General features: G+C 71.2%; 21 protein-coding genes. 15 read left to right on the top strand and 6 right to left on the bottom strand.

Features of this window, described 5'->3' with window-relative positions; genetic code table 11:
• The first annotated feature begins 28 nt into the window (after positions 1-28).
• From argC to argG, 8 genes are read left to right on the top strand one after another with little or no spacing between them, the layout of a single operon-like run.
• On the top strand, positions 29-1030 hold the full coding sequence (argC, locus tag BJY16_RS44240; protein WP_185045673.1) for an N-acetyl-gamma-glutamyl-phosphate reductase: 1002 nt from the start codon (positions 29-31) through the stop codon (positions 1028-1030).
• Complete coding sequence (gene argJ / locus BJY16_RS44235; protein WP_185045672.1) at positions 1027-2196, top strand: bifunctional glutamate N-acetyltransferase/amino-acid acetyltransferase ArgJ; 1170 nt, start codon at positions 1027-1029, stop codon at positions 2194-2196. Before argC ends, argJ begins: the two co-directional genes overlap by 4 nt.
• Complete coding sequence (gene argB / locus BJY16_RS44230) at positions 2193-3059, top strand: acetylglutamate kinase (protein WP_185045671.1); 867 nt, start codon at positions 2193-2195, stop codon at positions 3057-3059. The genes argJ and argB overlap by 4 nt, the downstream gene beginning before the upstream one ends.
• Positions 3056-4210 (top strand): acetylornithine transaminase, encoded by a 1155-nt coding sequence (locus tag BJY16_RS44225; protein WP_185045670.1) that lies wholly within the window; start codon positions 3056-3058, stop codon positions 4208-4210. The genes argB and BJY16_RS44225 overlap by 4 nt, the downstream gene beginning before the upstream one ends.
• Positions 4207-5139, top strand: coding sequence for an ornithine carbamoyltransferase (argF, locus tag BJY16_RS44220; RefSeq protein ID WP_185045669.1), 933 nt, complete (start codon positions 4207-4209; stop codon positions 5137-5139). The genes BJY16_RS44225 and argF overlap by 4 nt, the downstream gene beginning before the upstream one ends.
• Positions 5136-5642 carry an arginine repressor gene (locus tag BJY16_RS44215; protein WP_185045668.1) on the top strand — a complete coding sequence of 169 codons (507 nt, stop codon included), beginning with the start codon at positions 5136-5138 and terminating at the stop codon, positions 5640-5642. The genes argF and BJY16_RS44215 overlap by 4 nt, the downstream gene beginning before the upstream one ends.
• Positions 5639-6532 carry a hypothetical protein gene (locus BJY16_RS44210; RefSeq protein WP_185045667.1) on the top strand — a complete coding sequence of 298 codons (894 nt, stop codon included), beginning with the start codon at positions 5639-5641 and terminating at the stop codon, positions 6530-6532. The genes BJY16_RS44215 and BJY16_RS44210 overlap by 4 nt, the downstream gene beginning before the upstream one ends.
• The gene (gene argG, locus BJY16_RS44205) at positions 6529-7764 is read left to right on the top strand and encodes an argininosuccinate synthase (RefSeq protein WP_185045666.1); all 1236 of its coding nucleotides are present in this window, start codon (positions 6529-6531) and stop codon (positions 7762-7764) included. Before BJY16_RS44210 ends, argG begins: the two co-directional genes overlap by 4 nt.
• Before the next feature lie 66 nt (positions 7765-7830).
• Here the strand turns inward: argG and BJY16_RS44200 are convergent, their stop codons facing one another.
• From BJY16_RS44200 to dapE, 3 genes are all read right to left on the bottom strand, one after another.
• A complete protein-coding gene (locus BJY16_RS44200) occupies positions 7831-8349 on the bottom strand; it encodes a helix-turn-helix domain-containing protein (protein WP_185045665.1) in 519 nt (172 codons plus the stop codon).
• Positions 8350-8455: 106 nt separating this feature from the next.
• A complete protein-coding gene (locus BJY16_RS44195; RefSeq protein WP_203758858.1) occupies positions 8456-9154 on the bottom strand; it encodes a DUF8548 family protein in 699 nt (232 codons plus the stop codon).
• 169 nt (positions 9155-9323) lie between these two features.
• A complete protein-coding gene (dapE, locus tag BJY16_RS44190; protein WP_185045663.1) occupies positions 9324-10382 on the bottom strand; it encodes a succinyl-diaminopimelate desuccinylase in 1059 nt (352 codons plus the stop codon).
• An 80-nt stretch (positions 10383-10462) separates the two neighbouring features.
• Here dapE and argH point away from each other — a divergent pair, with 80 nt between their 5' ends.
• On the top strand, positions 10463-11893 hold the full coding sequence (argH, locus tag BJY16_RS44185) for an argininosuccinate lyase (protein WP_239176810.1): 1431 nt from the start codon (positions 10463-10465) through the stop codon (positions 11891-11893).
• 226 nt (positions 11894-12119) lie between these two features.
• On the opposite strand, the gene BJY16_RS44180 is transcribed toward argH, so the two are convergent.
• On the bottom strand, positions 12120-13328 hold the full coding sequence (locus BJY16_RS44180) for a pectate lyase (protein WP_185045661.1): 1209 nt from the start codon (positions 13326-13328) through the stop codon (positions 12120-12122).
• A gap of 198 nt (positions 13329-13526) precedes the next feature.
• On the opposite strand from BJY16_RS44180, the gene BJY16_RS44175 reads away from it, so the two are divergent.
• A complete protein-coding gene (locus BJY16_RS44175; protein ID WP_185045660.1) occupies positions 13527-14468 on the top strand; it encodes a TIGR01777 family oxidoreductase in 942 nt (313 codons plus the stop codon).
• Positions 14469-14759: 291 nt separating this feature from the next.
• Here BJY16_RS44175 and BJY16_RS44170 read toward each other — a convergent pair whose 3' ends face one another.
• Positions 14760-15260, bottom strand: coding sequence for a YciI family protein (locus BJY16_RS44170; RefSeq protein ID WP_185045659.1), 501 nt, complete (start codon positions 15258-15260; stop codon positions 14760-14762).
• A 37-nt stretch (positions 15261-15297) separates the two neighbouring features.
• Here BJY16_RS44170 and BJY16_RS44165 point away from each other — a divergent pair, with 37 nt between their 5' ends.
• Positions 15298-15849: a sugar O-acetyltransferase gene (locus BJY16_RS44165; RefSeq protein ID WP_185045658.1), complete on the top strand. Its 552-nt coding sequence runs from the start codon at positions 15298-15300 to the stop codon at positions 15847-15849.
• Positions 15850-16911: 1062 nt separating this feature from the next.
• Here BJY16_RS44165 and BJY16_RS44160 read toward each other — a convergent pair.
• A complete protein-coding gene (locus BJY16_RS44160) occupies positions 16912-17961 on the bottom strand; it encodes a LacI family DNA-binding transcriptional regulator (RefSeq protein WP_185045657.1) in 1050 nt (349 codons plus the stop codon).
• A 187-nt stretch (positions 17962-18148) separates the two neighbouring features.
• Here BJY16_RS44160 and BJY16_RS44155 point away from each other — a divergent pair, with 187 nt between their 5' ends.
• From BJY16_RS44155 to BJY16_RS44140, 4 genes are read left to right on the top strand one after another with little or no spacing between them, the layout of a single operon-like run.
• On the top strand, positions 18149-19408 hold the full coding sequence (locus BJY16_RS44155) for a sugar ABC transporter substrate-binding protein (RefSeq protein WP_185045656.1): 1260 nt from the start codon (positions 18149-18151) through the stop codon (positions 19406-19408).
• Complete coding sequence (locus BJY16_RS44150; protein ID WP_185045655.1) at positions 19408-21033, top strand: ABC transporter permease subunit; 1626 nt, start codon at positions 19408-19410, stop codon at positions 21031-21033. Before BJY16_RS44155 ends, BJY16_RS44150 begins: the two co-directional genes overlap by 1 nt.
• An 8-nt stretch (positions 21034-21041) precedes the next feature.
• Complete coding sequence (locus BJY16_RS44145) at positions 21042-21875, top strand: sugar ABC transporter permease (protein WP_185046957.1); 834 nt, start codon at positions 21042-21044, stop codon at positions 21873-21875.
• The gene (locus tag BJY16_RS44140) at positions 21872-23662 is read left to right on the top strand and encodes a glycoside hydrolase family 13 protein (RefSeq protein ID WP_185045654.1); all 1791 of its coding nucleotides are present in this window, start codon (positions 21872-21874) and stop codon (positions 23660-23662) included. The genes BJY16_RS44145 and BJY16_RS44140 overlap by 4 nt, the downstream gene beginning before the upstream one ends.
• Positions 23663-23669: the final 7 nt, after the last annotated feature.

Here is a 23669-nt window from a genome sequence, read left to right as displayed (position 1 = left end):
TTCTTTGCATAGTCATGCGGAGGTGGGTATGGGAATCCGGGTCGCGGTGGCCGGGGCAAGTGGTTACGCCGGCGGAGAGTTGCTGCGCCTGCTGGCCGGGCACCCCGAGTTCGACCTGATCGCGGCGACCGCGCACAGCCAGGCCGGGCAGCACGTGACGTCCGTGCACCCGCAGCTGACCGGTCTCGACCTCACCCTCGGCACCACCGACGCGGCCACGCTCAGCGACGCTGACCTGGTCTTTCTCGCCCTGCCGCACGGGCAGTCGGCGGCCGTCGCGGCGCAGCTGAGCCCGACGGCGAAGGTGGTCGACCTGGGCGCCGACTTCCGGCTGGAGAGCGCCGAGCAGTGGACCCGTTACTACGGCGGCGGCCACGCCGGCACCTGGACCTACGGGCTGCCCGAGCTGCCCGGCGCCCGGGCCGCGATCCGCGCCGCCGACCGGGTGGCCAACACGGGTTGTTATGCGGCCACCATCATCCTCGCCCTGGCCCCGCTGATCGCCGCCGGCGTCGCCGACCCGGAGGACGTGGTGGTGGTCGCCAGCTCCGGCACCTCGGGCGCTGGCCGCAACGCCAAGGCGCACCTGCTGGCCAGCGAGATCATGGGTGACCTCTCGCCCTACAAGGTGGGCGCGCACCAGCACGTCGCCGAGATCAAGCAGGCCACCGGCGCGGCGTCGCTGTCGATGACCCCGATCCTGGCGCCGATGCCGCGCGGCATCCTGGCGACGATCACCACGAAGCGGCGCAACGGCGGCGACCCGCGCGAGGCGCTCCAGGCGGCCTACGCCGACGAGCCGTTCGTACACGTCCTGCCGGAGGGCGCCTGGCCGCACACCGCGGCCACCGCCGGTTCCAACTCGTGCCACCTGCAGGCCACCGTCGATGTCGACTCCGGCCGGATCATCGTGGTCAGCGCGCTCGACAACCTCGGCAAGGGCGCCGCCGGCCAGGCGGTGCAGAACGCCAACCTCATGTTCGGCCTGCCGGAGACGACCGGCCTCAGCGTCTACGGAGTCGCACCGTGACCGTCACCCACCCCAAGGGCTTCAAGGCCGCCGGCGTCGCCGCCGGGCTCAAGGCCAGCGGAAACCCCGACGTCGCCCTCGTCATCAACGAGGGGCCGGACTACACCGCGGCCGGCGTCTTCACCGGCAACCGGGTGAAGGCCGCGCCGGTGCTCTGGAGCCAGCAGGTGCTCAAGGGCGGCGTGATCCGCGCGGTCGTGCTCAACTCGGGCGGCGCCAACGCGTGCACCGGCTCGCAGGGCTTCCGCGACACGCACAGCACCGCCGAGCACACCGCCGCGGTGCTGCGCACCACCAAGAAGCTGATGATCGGCCCCGGTGACATCGCGGTCTGCTCGACCGGCCTGATCGGCGAGCTGCTCCCGATGGACAAGCTGCTGCCGGGGGTGAACGCCGCGGTCAAGGCGCTCGCCGCGGACGGCGGGGAGCGCGCCGCCGAGGCCATCATGACCACCGACACGGTGGCGAAGAACGCGGTGGCGCAGCGCGACGGCTGGTCGGTCGGCGGCATCGCGAAGGGCGCCGGCATGCTGGCGCCGGCCCTGGCCACCATGCTCGTGGTGATCACCACGGACGCCTCGGCGGACAACGAGACGCTGGACGCGGCGCTGCGCGCGGCCACCCGGGTCACTTTCGACCGGATCGACGCGGACGGCTGCATGTCCACCAACGACACCGTGCTGCTGCTGGCCAGCGGCGCCTCGGACCGGCAGCCGACGCTCGCCGAGCTGACCGCCGCGGTCACCGAGGTCTGCCACGACCTGGCCCAGCAGCTGATCGCCGACGCCGAGGGCGCCACCAAGCACATCGCGATCGAGGTGGCCGGGGCGGCCAGCGAGGCCGACGCCGTCCAGGTGGGCCGGACCGTGGCCGGCAACAACCTGGTCAAGACCGCGTTCTTCGGCAACGACCCGAACTGGGGCCGGATCCTGGCCGCGGTCGGCACCACCAGCGCCGCCTTCGAGCCGGACCGGATCGACGTGGCGATCAACGGCGTCTGGGTGTGCAAGAACGGCGCCGCCGCCGAGGACCGGGCCAAGGTCGACCTGTCGAAGCGGGACGTGCGGGTGACGATCAACCTGCACGAGGGCGAGATGAACGCGACGATCTGGACCACCGACCTGTCGCACGCCTACGTGCACGAGAACTCGGCGTACTCCTCGTGAAGGCGCAGGAGAAGGCGGCGATCCTGATCGAAGCGCTCCCGTGGCTGGAGCGCTTCCACGGCGCCACCGTCGTGATCAAGTACGGCGGCAACGCCATGATCGACCCGGAGCTGCAGCAGGCCTTCGCCGCCGACATGGTGTTCCTGCGGCACGTCGGGATCAAGCCGGTCGTGGTGCACGGCGGCGGGCCGCAGATCAACCGGATGCTCCAGCGGGTCGGCATCGAGTCGGAGTTCCGCGGCGGCCTGCGGGTCACCACCCCGGAGACCATGGAGATCGTCCGGATGGTGCTGACCGGCCAGGTCGGCCGGGAACTGGTCGGCCTGATCAACCAGCACGGCCCCTTCGCGGTGGGCCTCTCCGGGGAGGACGCGGGGCTGTTCACCGCGGTCCGCCGCGGCGCGACGATCGACGGCGAAGAGGTCGACATCGGCCAGGTCGGCGACGTCGACCGGGTGAACACCTCGGCGGTGGACGACCTGATCGCGGCCGGCCGGATCCCGGTGATCGCCACGGTCGCCCCGGACGCCGACGGCCTGCTGCACAACGTGAACGCGGACACCGCCGCCTCGGCGCTCGCGGTCGCGCTCGGCGCCCGCAAGCTGGTGGTGCTCACCGACGTGCCCGGCCTCTACACGAACTGGCCGGACACCTCGTCGCTGACCAGCGAGATCGACGCGGACGCGCTGGAGAAGCTGCTGCCCTCCCTGGAGTCCGGGATGGTGCCCAAGATGGAGGCCTGCCTGCGCGCGGTGCGCGGCGGGGTCCCGTCGGCGCACGTCGTCGACGGCCGGGTCGCCCACTCGACGTTGCTCGAAGTCTTCACGGAAGAAGGATTCGGAACCATGGTGGTCCCCTCATGAGCACGCTCGCCGAGCGCTGGTCGCAAGCCATGATGAACAACTACGGCACCCCGACGCTCGCCCTGGTCAAGGGCGAGGGCGCGGTGCTGACCGGCGAGGACGGCAAGCAGTACGTCGACTTCCTCGGCGGCATCGCGGTGAACGCGCTGGGTCACGCCCACCCCGCCGTGATCGACGCGGTCACCACCCAGATGCGGCAGATCGGGCACGTCTCGAACCTGTTCATCGCCGAGCCCCCGGTCGCCCTCGCCGAGCTGTTGCTGGCCCTGGCCGGCCGGACCGGGCGGGTGCTGTTCTGCAACTCGGGCGCCGAGGCCAACGAGGCCGCCTTCAAGATCTCCCGGCTGACCGGCCGGACCCGGATCGTCGCCACCGAGGGCGCGTTCCACGGTCGCACGATGGGCGCCTTGGCGCTGACCGGCCAGCCGGCGAAACAGGATCCCTTCCGGCCGCTGCCGGGCGAGGTCACCCATGTCGCGTACGGGGATGTCGCCGCGCTCGAAGCCGCCGTGACCGACCAGACCGCCATGGTCATCCTGGAGCCGATCCAGGGGGAGAACGGCGTGGTCGTCCCGCCGGCCGGTTACCTGGCCGCGGCCCGGGAGATCTGCACCCGGAACGGCGCGCTGCTCGCCCTCGACGAGGTGCAGACCGGCATCGGGCGGACCGGGCACTGGTTCCACCACCAGGGCGAGGGCGTCGAGCCGGACCTGGTCACCCTGGCCAAGGGGCTCGGCGGCGGCCTGCCGCTGGGCGCCTGCCTGGCCTTCGGCGCCACCGCCGACCTGCTCACCCCGGGCTCGCACGGCACCACGTTCGGCGGCAACCCGATCGCCTGCGCGGCGGGACTCGCCGTGGTCCGGACGATCGCCGGCGAGGGGCTGCTCGATCACGTCAAGCGGGTCGGGGAGCAGCTGCGGCGGGGCATCGAGGCACTGAACCACCCGTACGTCAAGAATGTCCGCGGCGCGGGCCTGCTCCTCGGCATCGTCCTGAACCGGCCGGTCTCCGCCGACGTCGCAGCGCAGCTGCGCGAAGCGGGTTTCCTGGTCAACCCGGCGAAGCCGGACGTGATCCGGCTCGCGCCACCCCTGATCATCTCCTCCGATCAGGCGGACGCCCTGATCGCTGCCCTGGACGGTATCCGGTGACCACCCGCCACTTCCTCCGCGACGACGACCTGACCCCGCAGGAGCAGTCCGACGTGCTCGACCTGGCCGCCGAGATGAAGGCGAACCGGTTCGGGCACAGCCCGCTGGCCGGTCCCCGCTCGGTCGCGGTCTTCTTCGACAAGGCCAGCCTGCGCACCCGGCTCTCGTTCGAGGCGGGGATCGCCGAGCTGGGCGGTCAGCCGATCATCGTGGACACCCAGAACACCCACTTCGGCCGGGGCGAGAGCCTGGCCGACGCGGGCCGGGTCGTCTCGCGCTACGTGGCCGCCATGGTCTACCGGACGCACGGCGACGAGCGGCTCGCCGAGCTGGCCTCCGGCGTCGACGTCCCGGTGATCAACGCGCTCTCCGACGGCTACCACCCCTGCCAGCTGCTGGCCGACCTGCTGACCATCCGGGAGAAGCTGGGCAGCACCCAGGGCAAGGTGCTGGCGTACGTGGGGGACGCCGCCAACAACATGGCGCACTCCTACCTGCTGGCCGGCGCCACCGCCGGGATGCACGTGCGGGTGGCCGGCCCGTCCGGGTTCGACCCGGCGCCCGCCGTGGTCGGGCGCGCCTCGGAGATCGCCGCCTGGACCGGCGGCTCGGTCGAGGTGCTGCGCGACCCGCGCGAGGCGGTGGACGGCGCGCACGTGGTGGCCACCGACACCTGGACCTCGATGGGGCAGGAGGAAGACGGCAAGGATCGGCTCACCCCGTTCCGGCCGTACCAGATCAACAGCACGCTGCTGGCCAAGGCCGCGCCCGAGGCGATCGTGCTGCACTGCCTGCCGGCGCACCGCGGCGAGGAGATCACCGACGAGGTGATGGACGGCCCGCAGAGCGTGGTCTTCGACGAGGCCGAGAACCGGCTGCACGCGCAGAAGGCCCTGCTCACCTGGCTGCTGGCGGTCAACGGGAAATGAGCGGGCCGATCACCAGGGCGGGGCGGCACGCCCGGATCGTCGAGCTGATCCGGAGCCGTACGGTGCGCTCCCAGACCGAACTGGCCGACCTGCTCGCCGCCGAGGGCGTGCAGGTCACCCAGGCCACGCTCTCCCGTGACCTGGAGGAGCTGAACGCGGTCAAGGTCAGCGGCGCCTACCTGATCCCGGAGGACGGCAAGCGGCCGCTGCGGGAGACCACCGGGCAGGGCCCGGCCCGGCTGATCCGGCTGCTCAAGGAGCTGCTCACCGGGGTCGACTCGAGCGGCAACATCGCGGTCCTGCGCACCCCGCCGGGCGCCGCCCAGTTCCTGGCCAGCGCGCTGGACCGGTCCGGCCTCGCGGACGTGGTCGGCACCATCGCCGGCGACGACACCATCCTGGTCGTGGCCCGGGACGGCGGGCCCACCTCGGGCGCCGCCCTGGCCGAGAAACTCGGCAACTGGAGCAGGTCGGACGCCGACCCTCGTGAGGAGCACCCATGATCTTCTCGTCCGCGGTGGAGACGCGTTTCCCCGACTTCGCCGACCACACCGGGAAGCTCGCCGCGCTCGGCGTGGAGTTCTTCCTGGCTTCCAACGAGACGGTCCGGCCGCAGCTCAACGAGCTGCCGTACGGCTACAAGCTGAACTGGCTGGACTTCACCGACACGTCCGAGCGGGACTGGTCGGTGCGCGACTTCCTGAACCTGTTCAACGTGATCAACGGCATCGCCTTCGGTGACCGGGGCATCCCGATGCCGCAGTGGGTGATGGTCGACCTGATCCTGATGCCGGCCGCCGCGCTGATCGCCAGCCTGCCGCAGGACGAGTTCGCGGCGATGGTCGAGCGCAGCACGTTCCGCTTCGACACCGACGTGAAACAGCTGCTCCGCAAGGTGCAGGAGGACATGCGGGCCAGCGGGTACACCGGGCCGGTCCCGGTCGGCGGCTACTGCGCCGCGCCGTCGGCCGAGCCGGGCCGCTGGGTGGGCTGGTCGCTCTGGTCGCTGATGCCGGCCGTCGGGCTGGGCAAGGCGGCCAAGGCGCTGGCACTCTCCGCGTACCGGGCGCAGAAACTGGACGGGGTGACCCAGTACGACAACAGCGCGCTCAAGGTGCACACCGAGTTCGGCGCGCTGAAGGTGCTGGTCGCCACCGTGCCGTTCCACACCTCGCCGGGCTCGTTCGTCTACCAGTCCGACCTGACCCTGCCGGCCAGCGCCGTCGACGCGGAGCCGTCGTTCCTGCTCGACCCGTTCGACTACGAGCGCCAGCAGACGATGCAGAAGGCGATCGAGTCCGGCCGGAGCGAGTTCTATGTCCTGCCGCCCGGGCACGTCCGGCAAGACGGTAAGACGTACGTGCCGATTCTCGAGAAGGAACTGTCCCGATGACCAAGCGCAAGATCGTTCTCGCCTTCTCCGGTGGGCTGGACACCTCGTACGCCCTCGTGGACTTCCGCGAGAAGGGCTGGGACGTGGTGACCGCGAACATCGACACCGGCGGCCTGCACAGCGGTGAGGCGGAGGCGGTCAAGGCCCGCGCCGAGGAGCTGGGCGCCGTCGAGCACCACGTGGTCGACGCGCGCGCCGAGCTCTACGACCGGGTGGTCACCTACGCGATCAAGGCGAACTACCTGCGCAACGGCGCCTACCCGTCGTGCGTCGGCGCGGAGCGGCTGATCCAGGCGGAGAAGGTCGTCGAGGTGGCGCTGCGGGTCGGCGCGGACGCCGTCGCGCACGGCTCCACCGGGGCCGGCGCCGACCACGTCCGGTACGACGCGGTGATCCGGGCCCTGGCCCCGCACCTGGAGATCATCACCCCGGTCCGGGACGAGCGGCTGGTCCGCGAGGAGGAGGCCGAGTTCCTGCGCAGCCGCGGCTTCGCGGTCAGCGAGAAGGTCAAGAAGTACTCGATCAACGAGGGTCTGATCGGCACCTCGATCGGCGGCGAGGAGACCTACGGCAGCTGGGAGTACCTGCCGGAGGACGCCTGGACCTACACCAAGTCGATCGCCGACGCCCCGGCCGAGGGTGTCGAGCTGCACCTCACCTTCGACAAGGGCGTGGTGACCTCCGCGGTCGTCGACGGCGAGCCGCTGGTCGCCGCCGACGCGCCGAACTACGCGATCCTGTCCGAGCTCAACGTGCTCGGCGGCGAGCACGGCGTCGGCCGCGGCATCCACATGGGCTCCACCATGGTCGGCAACCTGGCCCGGGTCGGCTTCGAGGCGCCCGGCATGCTGATCCTCATCGCCGCCCACCGCGAACTGGAGAAACTGGTCCTCTCCAACCGCCAGCAGGCCACCAAGGCGCAGCTCGGCAACACGTACGGCGACCTGCTCCACGAGGCCGTCTACTTCGACCCGATCATGGACGACTTCCGCGCCTTCCTGGACTCCAGCCAGACCCGGGTCACCGGCACCGTCCGGGTCAAGCTGCACAAGGGCAACATCGTCCTGCTCGGCTCGTCCAGCCCGCACAGCCTGCTGGACGCCGCCACCCGCGCGGGCATCGTCTACGGCCACGGCTCCTCGGCCTGGACCGGCGAGCAGGCCCGGGCCTTCGCCCACATGTACGCGATGCCGGGCAGCATCGCCCGCCTCGCGGCAACCCCGGCCGAGTAGGGCCACCGCGCTCCGGCCAGCTGACTCGTCACGCGCTCACCGTTCACGGTGAGCGCGTGACGCCGTTCATCCGGCGGTGGCAGTGGGCGGCGGGTCCTCCTGCAGGGCTCGCTGGACCACCGCGTAGACCTGGTCCGCGGTGAGGCCGTAGCGGTAGGCGATCGCGGTCACGTCGTGGCCGTCGGCGTATTCGGCCACGATCGCGTCCTCGTGCGGGAAGGCCGGCGGCGCCGGGTAAGGGGCCGTAGCCGGCGGAGGCGCCGGTTGTTGCGGATAGGCGGGCGGCGGATAGTAGGCCTGCCCGGGATGGCCCGGCGGCGGGTAGTAGGCCTGCCCGGGTGGCGGCGCCGGATATCCCGGAGGCGGATAGTAGGCCGGCGGGGCATGACCCGGCGGCGGATAGTAGGACGCCGGCGGCGGATGGTGGCCCGGCTGGACCTGGCCGGCCGCGCCGACTTCACCCTCCACCACGGCATACACCTGCGGCACGGTGAGCCCGTACCGCGCGGCGATCATCTCCACCGGATGGCCGTCGCCGAACTCCGCGACGATGCGGTCCGCCCAACTCGCGTCTGGCTCGGTCACGCCCGCCAAGCTACTCGGCGCCCGCTATCGGCGCACCGCGCCGGTAGCGACCGCGACCGGCCGGGACCGCCCCGGACAGCGGGCAGACCGCTACCCGCGTCGGCGGTTAGAGGCCCGCGCCGGGCTCGCCCGGGCGGTTCCGCTCGTCGAGCCAGATGGCGTGGTCGATCATCCAGGGGGTCACCGGGCGGCCCAGGATCTCGGCGACGATCCGGGCGAGCTCGGCCAGCAGCACGCGGGCCTCGTCGGCGGAGACGTCCGCGCCGTGGCGGGCCAGCCAACGCAGGACCATCCGGTCGGGCTTCACCACGTGGTCGTCGCCGGTCAGCATCCACAGGTAGCCGCGGCGTATCCGGGACTGCCCGTCGCCGGGCACCGCGGCCAGCGCCGCGTCCAGGCGCGACCAGGTTGCTGGGTCGTCGACCGCCAGGGTGGCGGCCGTGGCGAGTTCGTACACCCCGTGATCGGCGAAGACGCGGGCGTGGCGCAGGACCGCGTCGGCCTTGAGGATGCCGCCGGTGGGTGAGGTGCGCTGCTTGTTGGTGACCGCTTCCAGATCGGCCACCTCGGGATAGGCCGTGCGGAAGGTCGGCACCGGCAGCGGGTCGGGGCCGCCCGGCGCCAGCGGGTTCTCGTCGCCGGCCCGGGAGGCGACGCGCCGGACCAGCGGGACCACCACCGTGTCGTAGCGGGCGCCGATCGACCAGACCGCGTCGAGGATGCAGTAGGTGAGGCTGGCCCAGCGTGCTCCGCGCGGTTGCGGGTTGAGCTCCACCAGGGCATCCACGATCTTCCGGTCCACCATCACGGGCACCATCATCCCGTGGCGTCCGCCGAGCTGGCGAACCGTGACCACCTGCCACATCCGTGGCGCGCCGGGCGGTCTTGAGGGGGATCTCCGCGCGGCGGCTCGGCGGGACCTCGGCCAGGTCGTACCGAAAAATGGAGCGGGCCGGGCCGCCGGCCGGAAAGCGTCAGCTCAACCAGGTGGTCAGGTTGTGCAGGGCGGTGCGGATCTCGGCGATCGGCACGTGCTCGCCGTCGGTGTGGGCCTGCAGCGGGTCGCCGGGGCCGTAATTGACCGCGGGGATGCCGAGGCCGGCGAAGCGGGACACGTCGGTCCAGCCGAGTTTGGCCTGCGGCTCGCGGCCGACCAGCTCGACGAACTCCTTGGCGGCCGGCTGGTCGAGGCCGGGGCGGGCGCCCGGGGCGCGGTCGGTGACCTCCAGGTCGAAGCCGGCGAAGACCTCGCGCAGGTGCGCCTCGGCCTCCTCGACCGAGCGGTCCGGGGCGAAGCGGTAGTTGACGAAGACGGTGCACAGGTCGGGGATGACGTTGCCGGCGATGCCGCCCTCGATCTTCACGGCGTTGAGGCCCTCCCGGTACTGCAGGCCCTCGACGACCGGCCGGCGCGGCTGGTAGGCACGCAGCACGTCGAGCACCCCGCCGGCGCTGTGGATGGCGTTGCTGCCGATCCAGGAGCGGGCGGCGTGCGCGGCCACCCCGGGCACGGTGATCTTCACGCGCATGGTGCCCTGGCAGCCGCCCTCGACCGTGCCGTCGCTCGGCTCGCCGAGGATGGCGAAGTCGCCGGCCAGCCAGTCCGGGTGGTTGCGGACCAGGCGGCCGAGCCCGTTCAGCTTGGCGGCGACCTCCTCGTGGTCGTAGTAGACATAGGTGACGTCGTAGCGCGGCTCGGTCAGCACCGCGGCGAGGTGCAGCGTGGTGGCGACCCCGGCCTTCATGTCGACGGTGCCGCGGCCGCGCAGCACGTCGCCGTCCTCGACAACCGGCAGGTTGCCGGCGATCGGGACGGTGTCGAGGTGGCCGGCGAGCACCACCCGGGTGGCGCGGCCCAGGTTGGTCCGGGCGACCACGGCGTCGCCGTCGCGCAGGACCTCCAGATGCGGAAGTTTCCGCAGCGCTGCCTCGACGGCGTCGGCGAGCTCCTTCTCCTCGCCGCTGACCGAGGGGATGTCGCAGAGGACGCGGGTGAGGGCGACGACGTCGCCGGTGAGATCGAGATCAGCCATGATGCAACTTTATCAGACGTGGGGTATTATTATGCACGCGTTAAAGTCAGGTGGAAGTTTCAGACGATCAAGGAGTAGGTGTGCCGGAGAGTGACGAGCCAACCCGGCTCTGGGGTGCGCGATTCGCCGGTGGCCCGGCGGAGGCCCTGGCCCGGTTGAGCGTCAGCGTCCAGTTCGACTGGCGGCTGGCGCCCTATGACTTGCTCGCCTCCCGCGCGCACGCCCGCGTGCTGGCGAACGCGGGACTGCTCGACGCCGACGAGCTGGGCCGGATGCTGGCCGCGCTGGACGACCTGGAGTCGGCCTGCGCCGCCGGCGAGTTCCGCCCCACGGTCGAGGACGAGGACGTGCACACCGCCCTGGAGCGCGGCCTGCTGGAGCGGCTCGGCGCGCTCGGCGGCAAGCTCCGGGCCGGCCGCTCGCGTAATGATCAGGTAGCCACCGACCTGCGGCTCTACCTGCGTGACCACGCCCGCGGGGTGGCCGTCGCGCTGATCGAGCTGGCCGACGCGCTGACCGAGCAGGCGGCGCGCAACGTCGACACCCCGGCGCCCGGGATGACCCACGTGCAGCACGCGCAGCCGGTCAGTTTCGGTCACTGGCTGCTCGCCCACGTCCAGCCGCTGCTGCGCGACCTGGAGCGGCTGCGCGACTGGGACGGGCGCACCGCGATCAGCCCGCTCGGCTCCGGCGCGCTGGCCGGCTCGTCGCTGCCGCTCGACCCGGCCGCGGTCGCCAAGCAGCTGGGCTTCACCGCCCCCGCGGCGAACTCGATGGATGCCGTCGCCGACCGTGACTTCGTCGCCGAGTTCCTCTTCGTCACCGGCCTGATCGGCGTGCACCTGTCCCGGCTCGGCGAGGAGGTGGTGCTCTGGACCTCCACCGAGTTCGGCTGGGTGGAGCTGGACGACGCGTTCGCCACCGGGTCGTCGATCATGCCGCAGAAGAAGAACGCGGACATCGCCGAGCTGGCCCGGGGCAAGAGCGGCCGGCTGATCGGCGGCCTGGTCGCGGTGCTGACCATGCTCAAGGGCCTGCCGCTGACCTATGACCGGGACATGCAGGAGGACAAGGAGCCGGCCTTCGACGCGGTCGACACCCTGGAGCTGCTGCTGCCCGCGCTGGCCGGGATGATCTCCACGATGACCGTCCGGGTGGACCGCCTCGCGGCCGCCGCCCCGGTCGGTTTCTCGCTGGCCACCGAGGTGGCCGACTGGCTGGTCCGGCGCGGGGTGCCGTTCCGCGACGCGCACGAGATCACCGGCAAGCTGGTGGCGCTCTGCTCGGCCCGCGAGTGCGAGCTGGAGGACCTCACCGACGACGACCTGAAGACGGTGAGCGAGCACCTGGACCCGTCGGTGCGCGAGGTCCTCTCGGTCTCCTCGGCGCTCGCGGCCCGCACCACGCCCGGTTCGACCGGCCCCGGCCCGGTCCGCGAGCAGCTCGCGACCGTCCAGCACAAGCTCGACACGTGGCGCCAGTGGGCGGTCGAGCAGGTCGTTCCTCGCTGACGATCCTCGGATGAGCGGTCCGGCGTGGTCCGGGCCGCTTTCCCACCCCCTTTTGGTACGACCTGGGCAGAGCTCTGCCGAGCAGCGCCAGGTCCGCCGCGCTCACGGCCGCCCGGCGACCTCACGGGTGTGGCGGATGGCCGAGGTCCGCTCGGACCCTCGCTTGTTCACGCGAGGCGCTCATGGCCCTGCCCGGGCCGGGACAGGGCCATGAGCACCGGCCCGCCTACTTGTAGGTGATGTCGCTCTTGTTGACCTTGCAGTTCGCGTTGTTCCAGCCCTCGCCGAGGTAGCTCGGCTCGCTGCCCTTGGCGACACCCTGGTACTGGCCGCAGACCACCGCGCTGGAGCTGTTGGTGAGCGTGACCCGGGTGATGGTGGCGGTGTCGCCCCAGTTGGTGTTGATCCCGGCGACCATGTCGATGTCGTTCAGCAGCACGTTGTCGATCTTGACGTTGCGCTGGTAGGAGCTGGAACAGTTGCCGCACGCGCGGTACAGCTTGCCGGAGCCGCTCAGGAAGAAGCCGGAGATGCTGACCGTGCCGTTGCCGTTGTGCTGGAACGTCTTGTCGCTGCCGGACCGCGCGCCGCCGCCGATCACGTAGCTGGTTCCGCCGCCGGTGCCCTGGAAGGTCGCGGCGTCCTCGCCGATGTCATTCCACCAGACGTTCTTGATGGTGCAGGTGCCCTTGCAGTGCACGCCGTCACCGGCCGGGGACCCGATGATGACGTTCTGCAGGGTGCCGCCGTTGGCGATCTCGAACATCGGGTCCTGCGACTCGCTCTGCGAGCCGTCGCCGATGCAGCAATAGGTCTTCATCCCGCCGTCGAAGGTTCCGGAGACGGTGATCGTGCCGGAGACGCTCACCGAGCCGGCCGACGTGGGCCAGGTCCCGGTCGGCGTGCCGGTGCCGCCACCCCCGCCGGTCGGGCTCGGACTGGCGGTGGGGCTGGTGGTCGGGGCGGTGCCGCCGGAGGCGTACGTCTCGAACTCGGCGATCCGCGGCGCGCTGGATGCGCCGGTGATCTCGAAGGTCAGCTTCTTGAGCGTGGTCGAGGCGAACGAGATGCTGCTCGGGCTGCCGCTGCCGCTGGTCAGCACGGCGCCGCTGTCCGCGTTGAGCAGCCGCCACGCGGTGATCGTGCCGCCGCCGGAGGCCTGCCTGATGACGGCCGACGACACCGTGGTGGCGCTGCCCCACTTGACCGAGACGTACCCGGTCGAGCCGGCCGGCGACCAGTAGGTGCCGGTGTTGCCGTCCCGGACGTTGCCGTAACTCGTGCCGCTCGCCTTGCTGGAGCCGTCCGCGCCGGCGCTCAGGCTCAGGTTGTCGGCGGCGAACGCGGAGGTCGTCGGCAGCGTCAGCGCGATCGTGGCGCTCACCGCCGCGGTGGCTCCGGCCGCTAGCCACCGGAGGGCGACTGGTCGTCTCATCGGGGATCTCACTTCCTGGGGACGGTGCGCTTCATGGGGGGATCGAGCATGGGGAAAGCGCTTTCCTCCGGAGGATAGAGAGCGGTCGATGGGAATGGCAAGGCGCTGTCCTTTTCGGTCAGCGACCATCAGTTGAGCGATTGCTCAAAAGAGTCTAGGCTCCGTTTTGAGCGATTGCTCAAAACGGGGGAGGGCTCGATGAAGATCGTCATTCCGGGCGGGACCGGGCAGGTCGGCACGATCCTGGAGCGGGCGCTGACCGCGCAGGGGTACGACGTCGTGGTGCTCACCCGCCACCCGCGCGGCGAGCGCCAGGTCCACTGGGACGGCGCGACCCTGGGCGACTGGGTCCGCGAGATCGACGGCAGCGACGCCGTGATCAACCTGGCCGGCCGGAGCGTGAGCTGCCGGTACACGCCGGAGAACCTGGCCGCCATGATGAACTCCCGGGTGGACTCGGCGCGGGTGGTCGGCGAGGCGATCGCCAAGGCGGCCCGGCCGCCGGCGGTGTGGCTGCAGATGAGCACCGCGACGATCTACGCGCACCGCTTCGACGCGGCCAACGACGAGCACACCGGCCTGATCGGCGGCGACGAGGCGGGCGTCCCCGGCTACTGGGAGTTCAGCGTCCGCATCGCCCGGAGTTGGGAGGCCGCGCAGGCGCAGGCCGCGACCCCCGCCACCCGCAAGGTCGCGCTGCGCTCGGCCATGGTGATGAGCCCGGACCGCGGCGGCGTCTTCGACGTCCTGAGCTGGCTGACCCGAATCGGTCTCGGCGGGCCGGTCGCCGGCGGCCGGCAGTATGTGTCGTGGATCCACGACCACGACTTCGTCCGGGCCGTGCGGTTCCTGATCGAGCGGGACGACCTGGCCGGCGCGGTGAATCTGGCCGCGCCCGGCCCGCTGCCGCAGCGGGACCTGATGCGGGCGCTGCGGTCGGCCTGGCGGATGCCGGTCGGCCTGCCGGCGACCGGCTGGATGGCCGAGATCGGCGCGCTGGCCCTGCGCACGGACACCGAGCTGCTGCTGAAGAGCCGCCGAGTCGTCCCGGAGCGGCTCACCGACGCGGGCTTCTCGTTCCACTATCCGCAGTGGCAGCCCGCGGCCGTGGACCTGGCCCGGCGGCGCCGAGCTCTCTGAAGCGGTCCGGCCGCCGGCCGCGGGTCCGGCCCGCCGGTTTCAGGGTCCGGCTCGCCAGCCTGCGGATCCGGCGCGCCGGTTTCAGGGTCCGGTCCGCCAGCTTGCGGATCCGGCGCGCCGGTTTCAGGGTCTGGTCCGCCAGCTTGCGGATCCGGCGCGCCGGTTTCAGGGTCCGGTCCGCCAGCCTGCGGATCCGGCGCGCCGGTTTCTTGGCCCGGCTACCCGCCCGCGGATCCGGCCCGCCAGTCCGCGGATCCGGTCCACCGGCGTCAGCGCCCGGGCCCGCCGGTATCAGGACGTGAGGACCGGGCGCACCTCGACCCATCCGTCAATGACCGGGACCATCCGGCCGACCCAGACCGCGTGGTCCAGGTCCGACGCCTCCACCAGGAAGTAGCCCGCCAGCGTCGGCCCGCTGCCGGCCACCGAACCGCCGAGCGGCGCATCCCCGACCGCCGCATCGCCGCCCGGCGCATCCCCGACCGCCGCATCGCCGACCGGCGAGCCGCTGGCCACCGAACCGCCGAGCGGCGCATCCCCGACTGCCGCATCGCCGACCGGCGAGCCGCTGGCCAGCGAACCGCCGACCGGCACGTTGTCCCGGATCGACACGGCGTGCGACGCCGGGCCCAGCGCGTTGCCGGCGATGATCCGGGCGCCGGTCTCGGCGATCTGCCGGGGCAGGTGCAGGTGCGCTTCCAGCACGGTGGGCGGGGCGGCCCGCGCGCTCTCCGGCGGCTGCCGCTCGTAGATCAGGATCAGGAACTGCGGGAGACTCTCCGACGGGCCCACGGCCTCCCCCTCCACCGCGCCGTGCCACGATCGGCCGATGCGCAACGAGCAACGTCTCCCCACGCGTACGCCCGAGTCACGAGCCTTCGCGCAGCGCGTCCAGCTTGCCATGAGCCTGTCCGCACGCCTCAACGCGCTGCCGTTCGACGATCTCGACGGGCGCCGGGCGCTGCTCACCGAGATCTTCGGCGGCCCGGTCCCGGATTCGCTGTCGATCCTGCCGCCGTTCCACTGTGACTACGGGCTGGGCGCGAGCTTCGGCGAGCGGGTCTTCATCAACCAGGGCTGCTTCTTCCTCGACTACGGCGGCATCACCGTCGGCGACCGCGTCATGATCGGCCCGCGGGTCACCCTGAGCACCGCCGGGCACCCGGTCGAGCCCGCCGAGCGCTTCGACTTCATCACCCACGCTCCGATCGTGATCGAGGACGACGTCTGGATCGGCGCCGCGGTCACCGTCACCCCGGGAGTCACCATCGGCCGCGGCTCCGTCGTCGGAGCGGGCGCCGTCGTCGCCAGGGACGTGCCCCCGCTGAGCGTCGTGACCGCCACCAGCATCGTCCAGCGAAAGACCTTGAAACCCTTCTGATTTCCGTACGCCCACCGCACAGTCCCGCCAAGCCAAGCCGAGCCCGAGCCCGAGCCCGAGCCCGAGCCCGAGCCCGAGCCGGCGCCACCGGACTGGACCGGTTCGGCGACCAGCGGCCGACAATGGCAGCTCGAGTCCCAGCCGCGCCTGAAACGCACACTGACCGGCCCCGTCATACCTTGCAAGGAACCGACACCTGCCGTCGCAAAGGCGTTCTAGACCGGCGCGCTGGGCGCCGTGAGTGCATATAAATGTTGCGAATCGCTCACCGACGAGTGAACCGGTTAAGAAAAATGTGATGTGTATCACTGAGTCGGTGACGACAGCAAGAATGGCGGTTTTGCATGCTGACAGTGTTCAGGCGACTGCTATGCGTGCAGATTCGGTCCGATCCGACCTGCCGTTTCTTGCCGGCTCTGACCGCGCCGGACAGCGAAACCGTGACCCCACGCCACCGCAGCAGCGTCACCTGCACGGAAGCCCGCTGCACGAACGAGTCGGAGAACACGCTCTCTTGAGCATTTGCGCGAGTTTCCTCGGCGGATCATGCAAGAAATTGCAGCAGGTTTCGTCACGCGGGCCCGTTGGCGAGGCCGGAAACGGTGACGGGATGCCAGCCGGTGCCGACTGGATCGGCTCGGGCCGGCGTGTGGCTGAGGCCCGGCCGGGCGGGCTGCGATGAGGCGCCCCCGCTCGGGCGGGCTGCGGTGCGGTGAGGCGGCCCGGTCAGGCGCCCTGCGGTGCGGTGAGGCGGCCCCGTCAGGCGGGTTGCGGTTGCGGTGAAGCGGCCGGGGCGGCGGGCTGCGGTGCGGTGAGGCGGCTCGGCCGGGCGGGCTGCGGTGCGGTGAAGCGGCCCGGGTCGGCGGGCTGCGGTGAGGTGAGGCGGCTCGGCCGGGCGGGCTGCGGTGCGGTGCCGTGAAGCAGTTCGGCCGGGCGGGTTGCGGTGCGGTGCGGCGGCCCGGTCAGGCGGGCTGCGGTGAGGTGCGGAGAGGCAACTCGGCCGGGCGGTCCGCGGTGCGGTGCGGCGGCCCGGTCGGACGGGCCGCGATGAGGCGGGCTCGGTCAGGCGGCGGAGATGTCGGCCGTCAGCTTGCGGCGGGCCGGTGCCATCGCGGTCGAGTTGCGGACCACCAGCTCCGGCCGGAAAAGGTACTCCGACCTGGGCGAACCATGCCCGTTGATGTCGTCGACCAGGGATCGGACGGCGGCCACCGCCATCGCCGCGACCGGCTGGCGCAGCGTGGTCAGCGGCGGATCGGTGAAGGCCATCAGCGGCGAGTCGTCGAAACCGATGATCGACACGTCGCCCGGCACGTTCATGCCGCGGCGCCGGGCGGCCCGGATCGCGCCCAGCGCCATCATGTCGGACCCGCAGATGATGCCGGTGACGCCCTTGTTCAGCAGGCGCTCGGCGGCCACCTCGCCGCCCTCCACACCGAACAGCGTCAGCTCCACGAGATCGTCCACCTCGGACGCCGGAACGCCGAGCTCGCGCTGGATGGCGGCCCGGTAACCGGCGAGCTTGCGCTGCACCGGGCTGAACCGGTGCGGGCCGGAGATCATCCCGATCCGGCGGTGCCCGAGCGACGCCAGGTGCCCGACCGCCAGATCGCCGGACAGCTGCTCGTCGCACGACACGAACGGCGCGTCGATGCCGTCGGTGTGCCCGTTGACCAGCACGATCGGCAGCGGCCGGGCGAGCAGCCGCAGGTAGCGCTCGACGTCGGCGGTGGTGTCCGCGTGCAGGCCGGAGACGAAGACGATGCCGGAGACCTGGCGGTCCAGCAGCATCTCCACGTACTCGTCCTCGGTGACGCCACCGGGCGACTGGGTGCAGAGCACCGGCGTGTAGCCGCTCTGGGCCAGTGTCGACTCGATGACCTGCGCGAACGCCGGGAAGATCGGGTTGTCCAGCTCGGGCACGACCAGGCCGACCAGGCCGGCGCTGCGCTTGCGCAGCCGCTCGGGGCGCTCGTAGCCGAGCACGTCGAGGGCGGTCAGCACCGCCTGCCTAGTCTCGGGGGAGACGCCGGGGCGGTCGTTGATGACGCGAGAGACCGTCGCCTCGCTGACCTGGGCTTGACGGGCGATGTCCGCCATCCGTGCACGCATGTTGTCACTGTAGTGCCGAGCTGTTACCGGCCATCGCCCTGCAAGCCCTTCCATTGACTGCAAGAGCTTGCTAACGTCCCGGCAACAAGGACGACACCTTACCGATCTTGTGGGCGCCGGGCCATGGGCCGCGCTCAGGACACCCCTTTTTCTCGCGCTAAATCCGTACATGAACGGGAGCATTTCCATGCGCATCCGTACTGCCGGTGTGATCGCCGCCAGCATGCTGTGCCTGGCCGGCGTGGCCGCCTGTGGCGACAGCAAGGACAACGACACCAAGGGTGGCAGCGCCCCGTCGGCCGCGGCCGCCGGCGGTGAGCTGGTGATCTGGGCGGACGACAAGCGCTCCGCCGCCCTCAAGCCGTTCGCCGAGAAGTTCGGCAAGGAGAACGGCGTGACCGTCAAGGTCCAGGCCATCTCCAAGGACCAGCAGACCACCTTCCTGACCGCCTCGCAGCAGGGCAGCGGCCCGGACGTGATGGTCGGCGCGCACGACTGGATCGGCAACCTGGTGCAGAACGGCGCCATCGACCCGGTGCAGCTGACCGCCGAGCAGAAGAGCGGCATCGCGGAGAACGCGATCAAGGCGGTCACCTTCAACGGGCAGACCTACGGCGTCCCGTACGCGACCGAGAACCTCGGCCTGATCCGCAACACCGACCTGGCCCCGGCCGCCCCGGCCACCATCGAGGACCTGGTCACCGCGGGCAAGAAGCTCAAGGCGGAGAAGAAGGTCTCGGAGATCCTCTGCCTGCAGGTCGGCCAGAACGGCGACGCCTACCACTCGTACCCGCTCTACACCTCGGCCGGCGGCTACCTCTTCGGCACCACCGCGAACGGCGACTACGACCCGAAGGACCTGGGCGTCGGCAAGCCGGAGTCGGTGGCGGCGTTCAAGAAGCTGGCCGCGCTGGGCGAGAAGGGCGACGGCGCGCTGAAGCGCTCGATCAGCGACCAGAACTCGATCGCCACCTTCACCGGCAAGAAGTGCGCCTACCTCGTCTCCGGCCCGTGGGCCGTCACCGACGTGAAGAAGGCGAACATCAAGTACGACATCACCGCCGTCCCGGGCTTCGCCGGTGGCAAGCCGGCCACCCCGTTCCTCGGCGTGCAGACCTTCTACGTCGCCGCGAAGGGCAAGAACAAGGCGCTGGCCCAGGAGTTCGTCACCAACTACGTGACCACCCCGGACCTGGCCGTCGCGCTCTACAACGCCGAGCCCCGGCCGCCGGCGCTGACCGCCGCCCTGGACCAGGTCAAGGGCGCCGACGCGGACCTGGAGAAGTGGGTCGCCGCCGGCAAGAACGCCGTGCCGCTGCCCGCCATCCCGGCCATGGCCGCCATCTGGGACCCGTTCGGCAAGGCCGAGTCCGCCGTGATCGGTGGCGCCGACCCGGAGAAGACCATCACCGCCGCCGGCAAGACGATCTCCTCGCAGATCAAGTAATGACGACGCAGCTCGGAGGGTCCGCGTCGCGGGCCCTCCCCGCCACCGATCCCGGTCGCGGCTCCGAGCCGGCGCACCGGAAAGAGCGCAGCGTCAGCGCGTTCGGGCTGGCCGTCAAGATCGTGCTGCTCGGCCTGCTCGTGTCGTTCTCGGTGTGGGCCGCGTTCCCGCTGATCGCCGGCGAGCACTGGGTCGGCCTGGGCATCCTGGTCGCGGCCACCGCGCTGCTGCTCTACGCCTACCTGACGCCGCGGCACATCCCGGCGAAGTACCTGCTGCCCGGCACCGTGTTCCTGGTGATCTTCCAGTTGTTCCCGGTGCTCTACACGGCCAGCACGGCGTTCACCAACTTCGGGGACGGCCACCGGGGCAGCAAACAGGACGCGGTCGTCGCCATCCAGACCGCGTCGGTCACCCAGGTGCCCGGTTCCACCGAGTACGCGCTGTCCATCGCCACCACCGGCGACCCGGCCACCGGACCGATCGTCTTCCTGATCACCGACCCGGCCAGCAAGAAGGTGTCGGTCGGTGACGGCTTCGGGCTCAAGGAACTGCCGGCCGGCGACGTCACGGTCACCTCGTCCGGCAAGGTGACCGCGGCGCGCGGCTACACCGTGCTGAACGTGGGCCAGGCCAGCGCCCGGAGCAAGGAGATCACCGAGTTCGTGGTGCCGACCGCGGGTGGCGCGATCCGCTCCACCGGTCTGTCCCGCGCCTACGAGGGCAAGGCCGGCCGGGTCTACGACGCGGCCACCGACAGCATCCGGGACACCACCAGCGGCAAGGTGTGGAAGGCCGACGAGAGCCTCGGCGCGTTCGTGGCGAGCGACGGCGAGAAGCTGGCCCAGGGCTGGAAGGTCAACGTCGGCTTCGCGAACTTCACCCGGGCGCTCACCGACGACAGCATCTCCGGCCCGTTCCTGGGCACCTTGGTGTGGAACTTCGTGTTCGCGATCTGCTCCACCGGCTTCACGTTCCTGCTCGGCATGTTCATCGCGGTGGCGCTGCACTCCAGCCGGGTCCGGTTCCGCAACCTGTACCGGATCCTGCTCGTACTGCCGTACGCCATGCCGTCGTTCGCGATGCTGCTGGTCTGGCGGGACATGTTCAACACCGACTTCGGGCTGATCAACAACCTGCTGGGCATTCACACCAACTGGTTCGGCGGCGCGATGACCGCCCGGATCGCGGTGATCCTGGTCCAGCTCTGGCTGGGCTACCCGTACATGTTCCTGGTCTGCACGGGTGCGTTGCAGGCGATCCCGGGTGAGCTGGTGGACGCCACCAAGGTGGACGGTGCCAGCCCCTGGAAGGGCTTCCGGGCGGTCACCCTGCCGCTCCTGATGATTGCCCTGACCCCGCTGCTGATCTCGTCGTTCGCGTTCAACTTCAACAACTTCAACGCGATCTGGCTGACCACCGAGGGCGCGCCGTTCCCGGCCGACAACCTCACCAACGGCGCCACCGATCTGCTGATCACGTACACGTACCGGCTGGCGTTCGGCGCCTCCGGTGCCCAGTACGGCTTTGCCGCCGCGATCTCGATCTTCATCTTCCTGATCGTCGCGGTGGTCTCCACGATCAGCTTCCGGCGTACCCGGCACCAGGAGGAGGTGTACTCGTGACCCGCTGGATGACACAGGTCGGCTGGCGCCATCTGGTCGCCGTCCTCGGCGTGGTGTTCGCGATCATCCCGCTGCTGTTCGTGCTCTCCGCGGCGCTGAACCCGCTCGGCACGCTCTCGTCGACCGAGCTGCTGCCGACCGGAGCGTCCACCGAGAACTTCAGCAAGTTGTTCGGCAGCACCGGCTTCCCGTACTGGTTCGTCAACTCGGTGGTGATCGCCGGGGTGGCGGCCTCGGCGTCGGTCTTCCTCTCCGCGCTGGCCGCCTACGCGTTCAGCCGGCGCCGGTTCGCCGGCCGCCGGGTCGGGCTGATGTCGCTGCTGCTGATCCAGATGTTCCCGCAGTTCCTGGCGGTCGTGGCGATCTTCCTGATGTTCTCCACGATCACCGACCTGTGGCCGGCGTTCGGCTTCAACACCTGGTGGGGAATGATCTTCCTGTACCTGGGTGGCGCGCTGGGCGTGAACACCTGGCTGATGAAGGGCTTCTACGACACCATCCCGAAGGAGCTCGACGAGTCCGCGTACGTCGACGGCGCCACGCACTCGCAGATCTTCTTCAAGATCCTGCTGCCGCTGATCGCCCCGATCCTCGCGGTGACCGGCCTGCTCGCCTTCATCGGCACGATCAACGAGTTCCTGATCGCCAACGTGTTCCTCACCGAGGGCACCTCGAAGACCCTGGCGGTGGGCCTGTACGGGCTGATCGCCGGCTCCCGGGACACCAACTTCGGGATGTTCTGCGCGGGCACCCTGCTCACCGCGATCCCGACCGTGGGCGTCTTCATGTACCTGCAGCGGTACATCGTGGAGGGCCTGAGCGCGGGCGCGGTCAAGGGATGAGCCGGCTGCTCCTGCCACACCACGACGGCTCGGACGGGTACGTCTCCCACCCGGCCCCGGCCCTCGGCGAGACGGTCAGCGTCTTCGTCCGGGTGCCGGCCGGGACCCGGGTGTCGCGGGTGCACATGCGCTGGGTCCGCGACGGCGAGCCGGTCTTCACCTCGGCGGTGGTGGACCGGCGCGACGACGGCGGCGAGTGGTGGCGGGCCGAGATCGAGGTCCGCAACCCGGTCACGCCGTACCGGTTCCTGCTGCGTACCGCGGGTGGCGCGGTGCGGTGGCTGACCGGCTGCGGGGTGACCCAGCACGACGTCCCGGACTCGACCGACTTCCGCCTGGTCGCCTACGCTCCCGCGCCCGCCTGGGCGCGGGACGCCGTGGTCTACCAGATCTTCCCGGACCGGTTCGCCAGCTCCGCGCGGCGCCCGGCGCCGGACTGGGCGGTGCCCTGCGACTGGGACGACCCGGTCGCGGCCCACCCGCCGCTGGCCGCCACCCAGGTGTACGGCGGCGACCTGGACGGCATCGCCCAGCGCCTGGACCACATCGCCGGCCTCGGCGCCAACACCCTGTACCTGACCCCGTTCTTCCCGTCCCGGTCGAACCACCGCTACGACAGCGCGAGCTTCGACCGGGTGGACCCGCTGCTCGGCGGCGACCAGGCGCTGATCCGGCTGAGCGAGGCGGCGCACGGCCGGGGCATGCGGCTGATCGGTGACCTCACCACCAACCACACCGGCGCCGCCCACCCGTGGTTCCCGGACGAGCCGGACCTCTACTACTTCGGCGACGACGGCGGGTACGAGTCCTGGCTCGGCGTGCCCAGCCTGCCCAAGCTCAACTGGGGCAGCCACGAGCTGCGCCGCCGGTTCGCCCGGATCGCCCAGCACTGGCTGACCCCTCCGTACGCCCTGGACGGCTGGCGGATCGACGTGGCCAACATGACCGGCCGCCGCGGCGCCGAGGACTGGTCCCGGGAGGCCGCCGTGCTGCTGCGCCGGGCCGTGCAGCAGGTCCGGCCGGACGCGCTGCTGATCGGCGAGCACGCCCACGACGCCACCGGCGACCTGGACCGCAACGGCTGGCAGGGCACGATGAACTACGCCGGGTTCACCCGCCCGGTGTGGAGCTGGCTGCGCGCCGCGGTGCTGCCGTTCGACGACTTCCTCGGCGTGCCGGGGGAGATCCCGGACCGGGACGCGGGCGCGCTGGTCGCCACGATGAGCGCGTTCTCGGCGCAGATGTCCTGGCGGTCGTGGACCGCCTCGTGGCAGATCCTCAGCTCGCACGACACCCCGCGGATCCGCTCGGTGGTCGGCGACGCGGCCCGGCACGAGATCGCCACCGGCCTGCTCTGCACCCTGCCCGGCACCCCGATGATCTTCGCGGGCGACGAGCTGGGGCTGACCGGCGTGAACGGCGAGCACTCCCGTACCCCGATGCCGTGGTCGCGGCCGGAGACCTGGGACCGGCGCACCCTCGGCGAGTACCGCGATCTGATCGCGCTGCGCCGGGCGCAGCCCGCGCTGCGCCACGGTGGGCTGCGCTGGGCGCACGCGGCCGGCGACACGCTCGCCTTCCTGCGCGAGACGCGGGACGACGCGGTGCTGGTGGTGGCCCGCCGGGCGGCCGGCGAGCCGCTGCGGCTGGCCGGCCTGCCGGCCGGGATCGACGGCGAGAACCTCTACGGCGGCGCCGACCGGCTCAAGGTCGGTACCGATGGATGTATTGAAATCAATGGAGACGGGCCTACCTTCCAGGTGTGGTCCGTGCGCCAGCACCAGTGACTCTCCA

This window comes from Actinoplanes octamycinicus, assembly GCF_014205225.1.
GTDB lineage: Bacteria > Actinomycetota > Actinomycetes > Mycobacteriales > Micromonosporaceae > Actinoplanes > Actinoplanes octamycinicus.
Note: the sequence above shows the minus strand (reverse complement) of the source record. Positions and strands in the feature narration are given on the sequence as shown.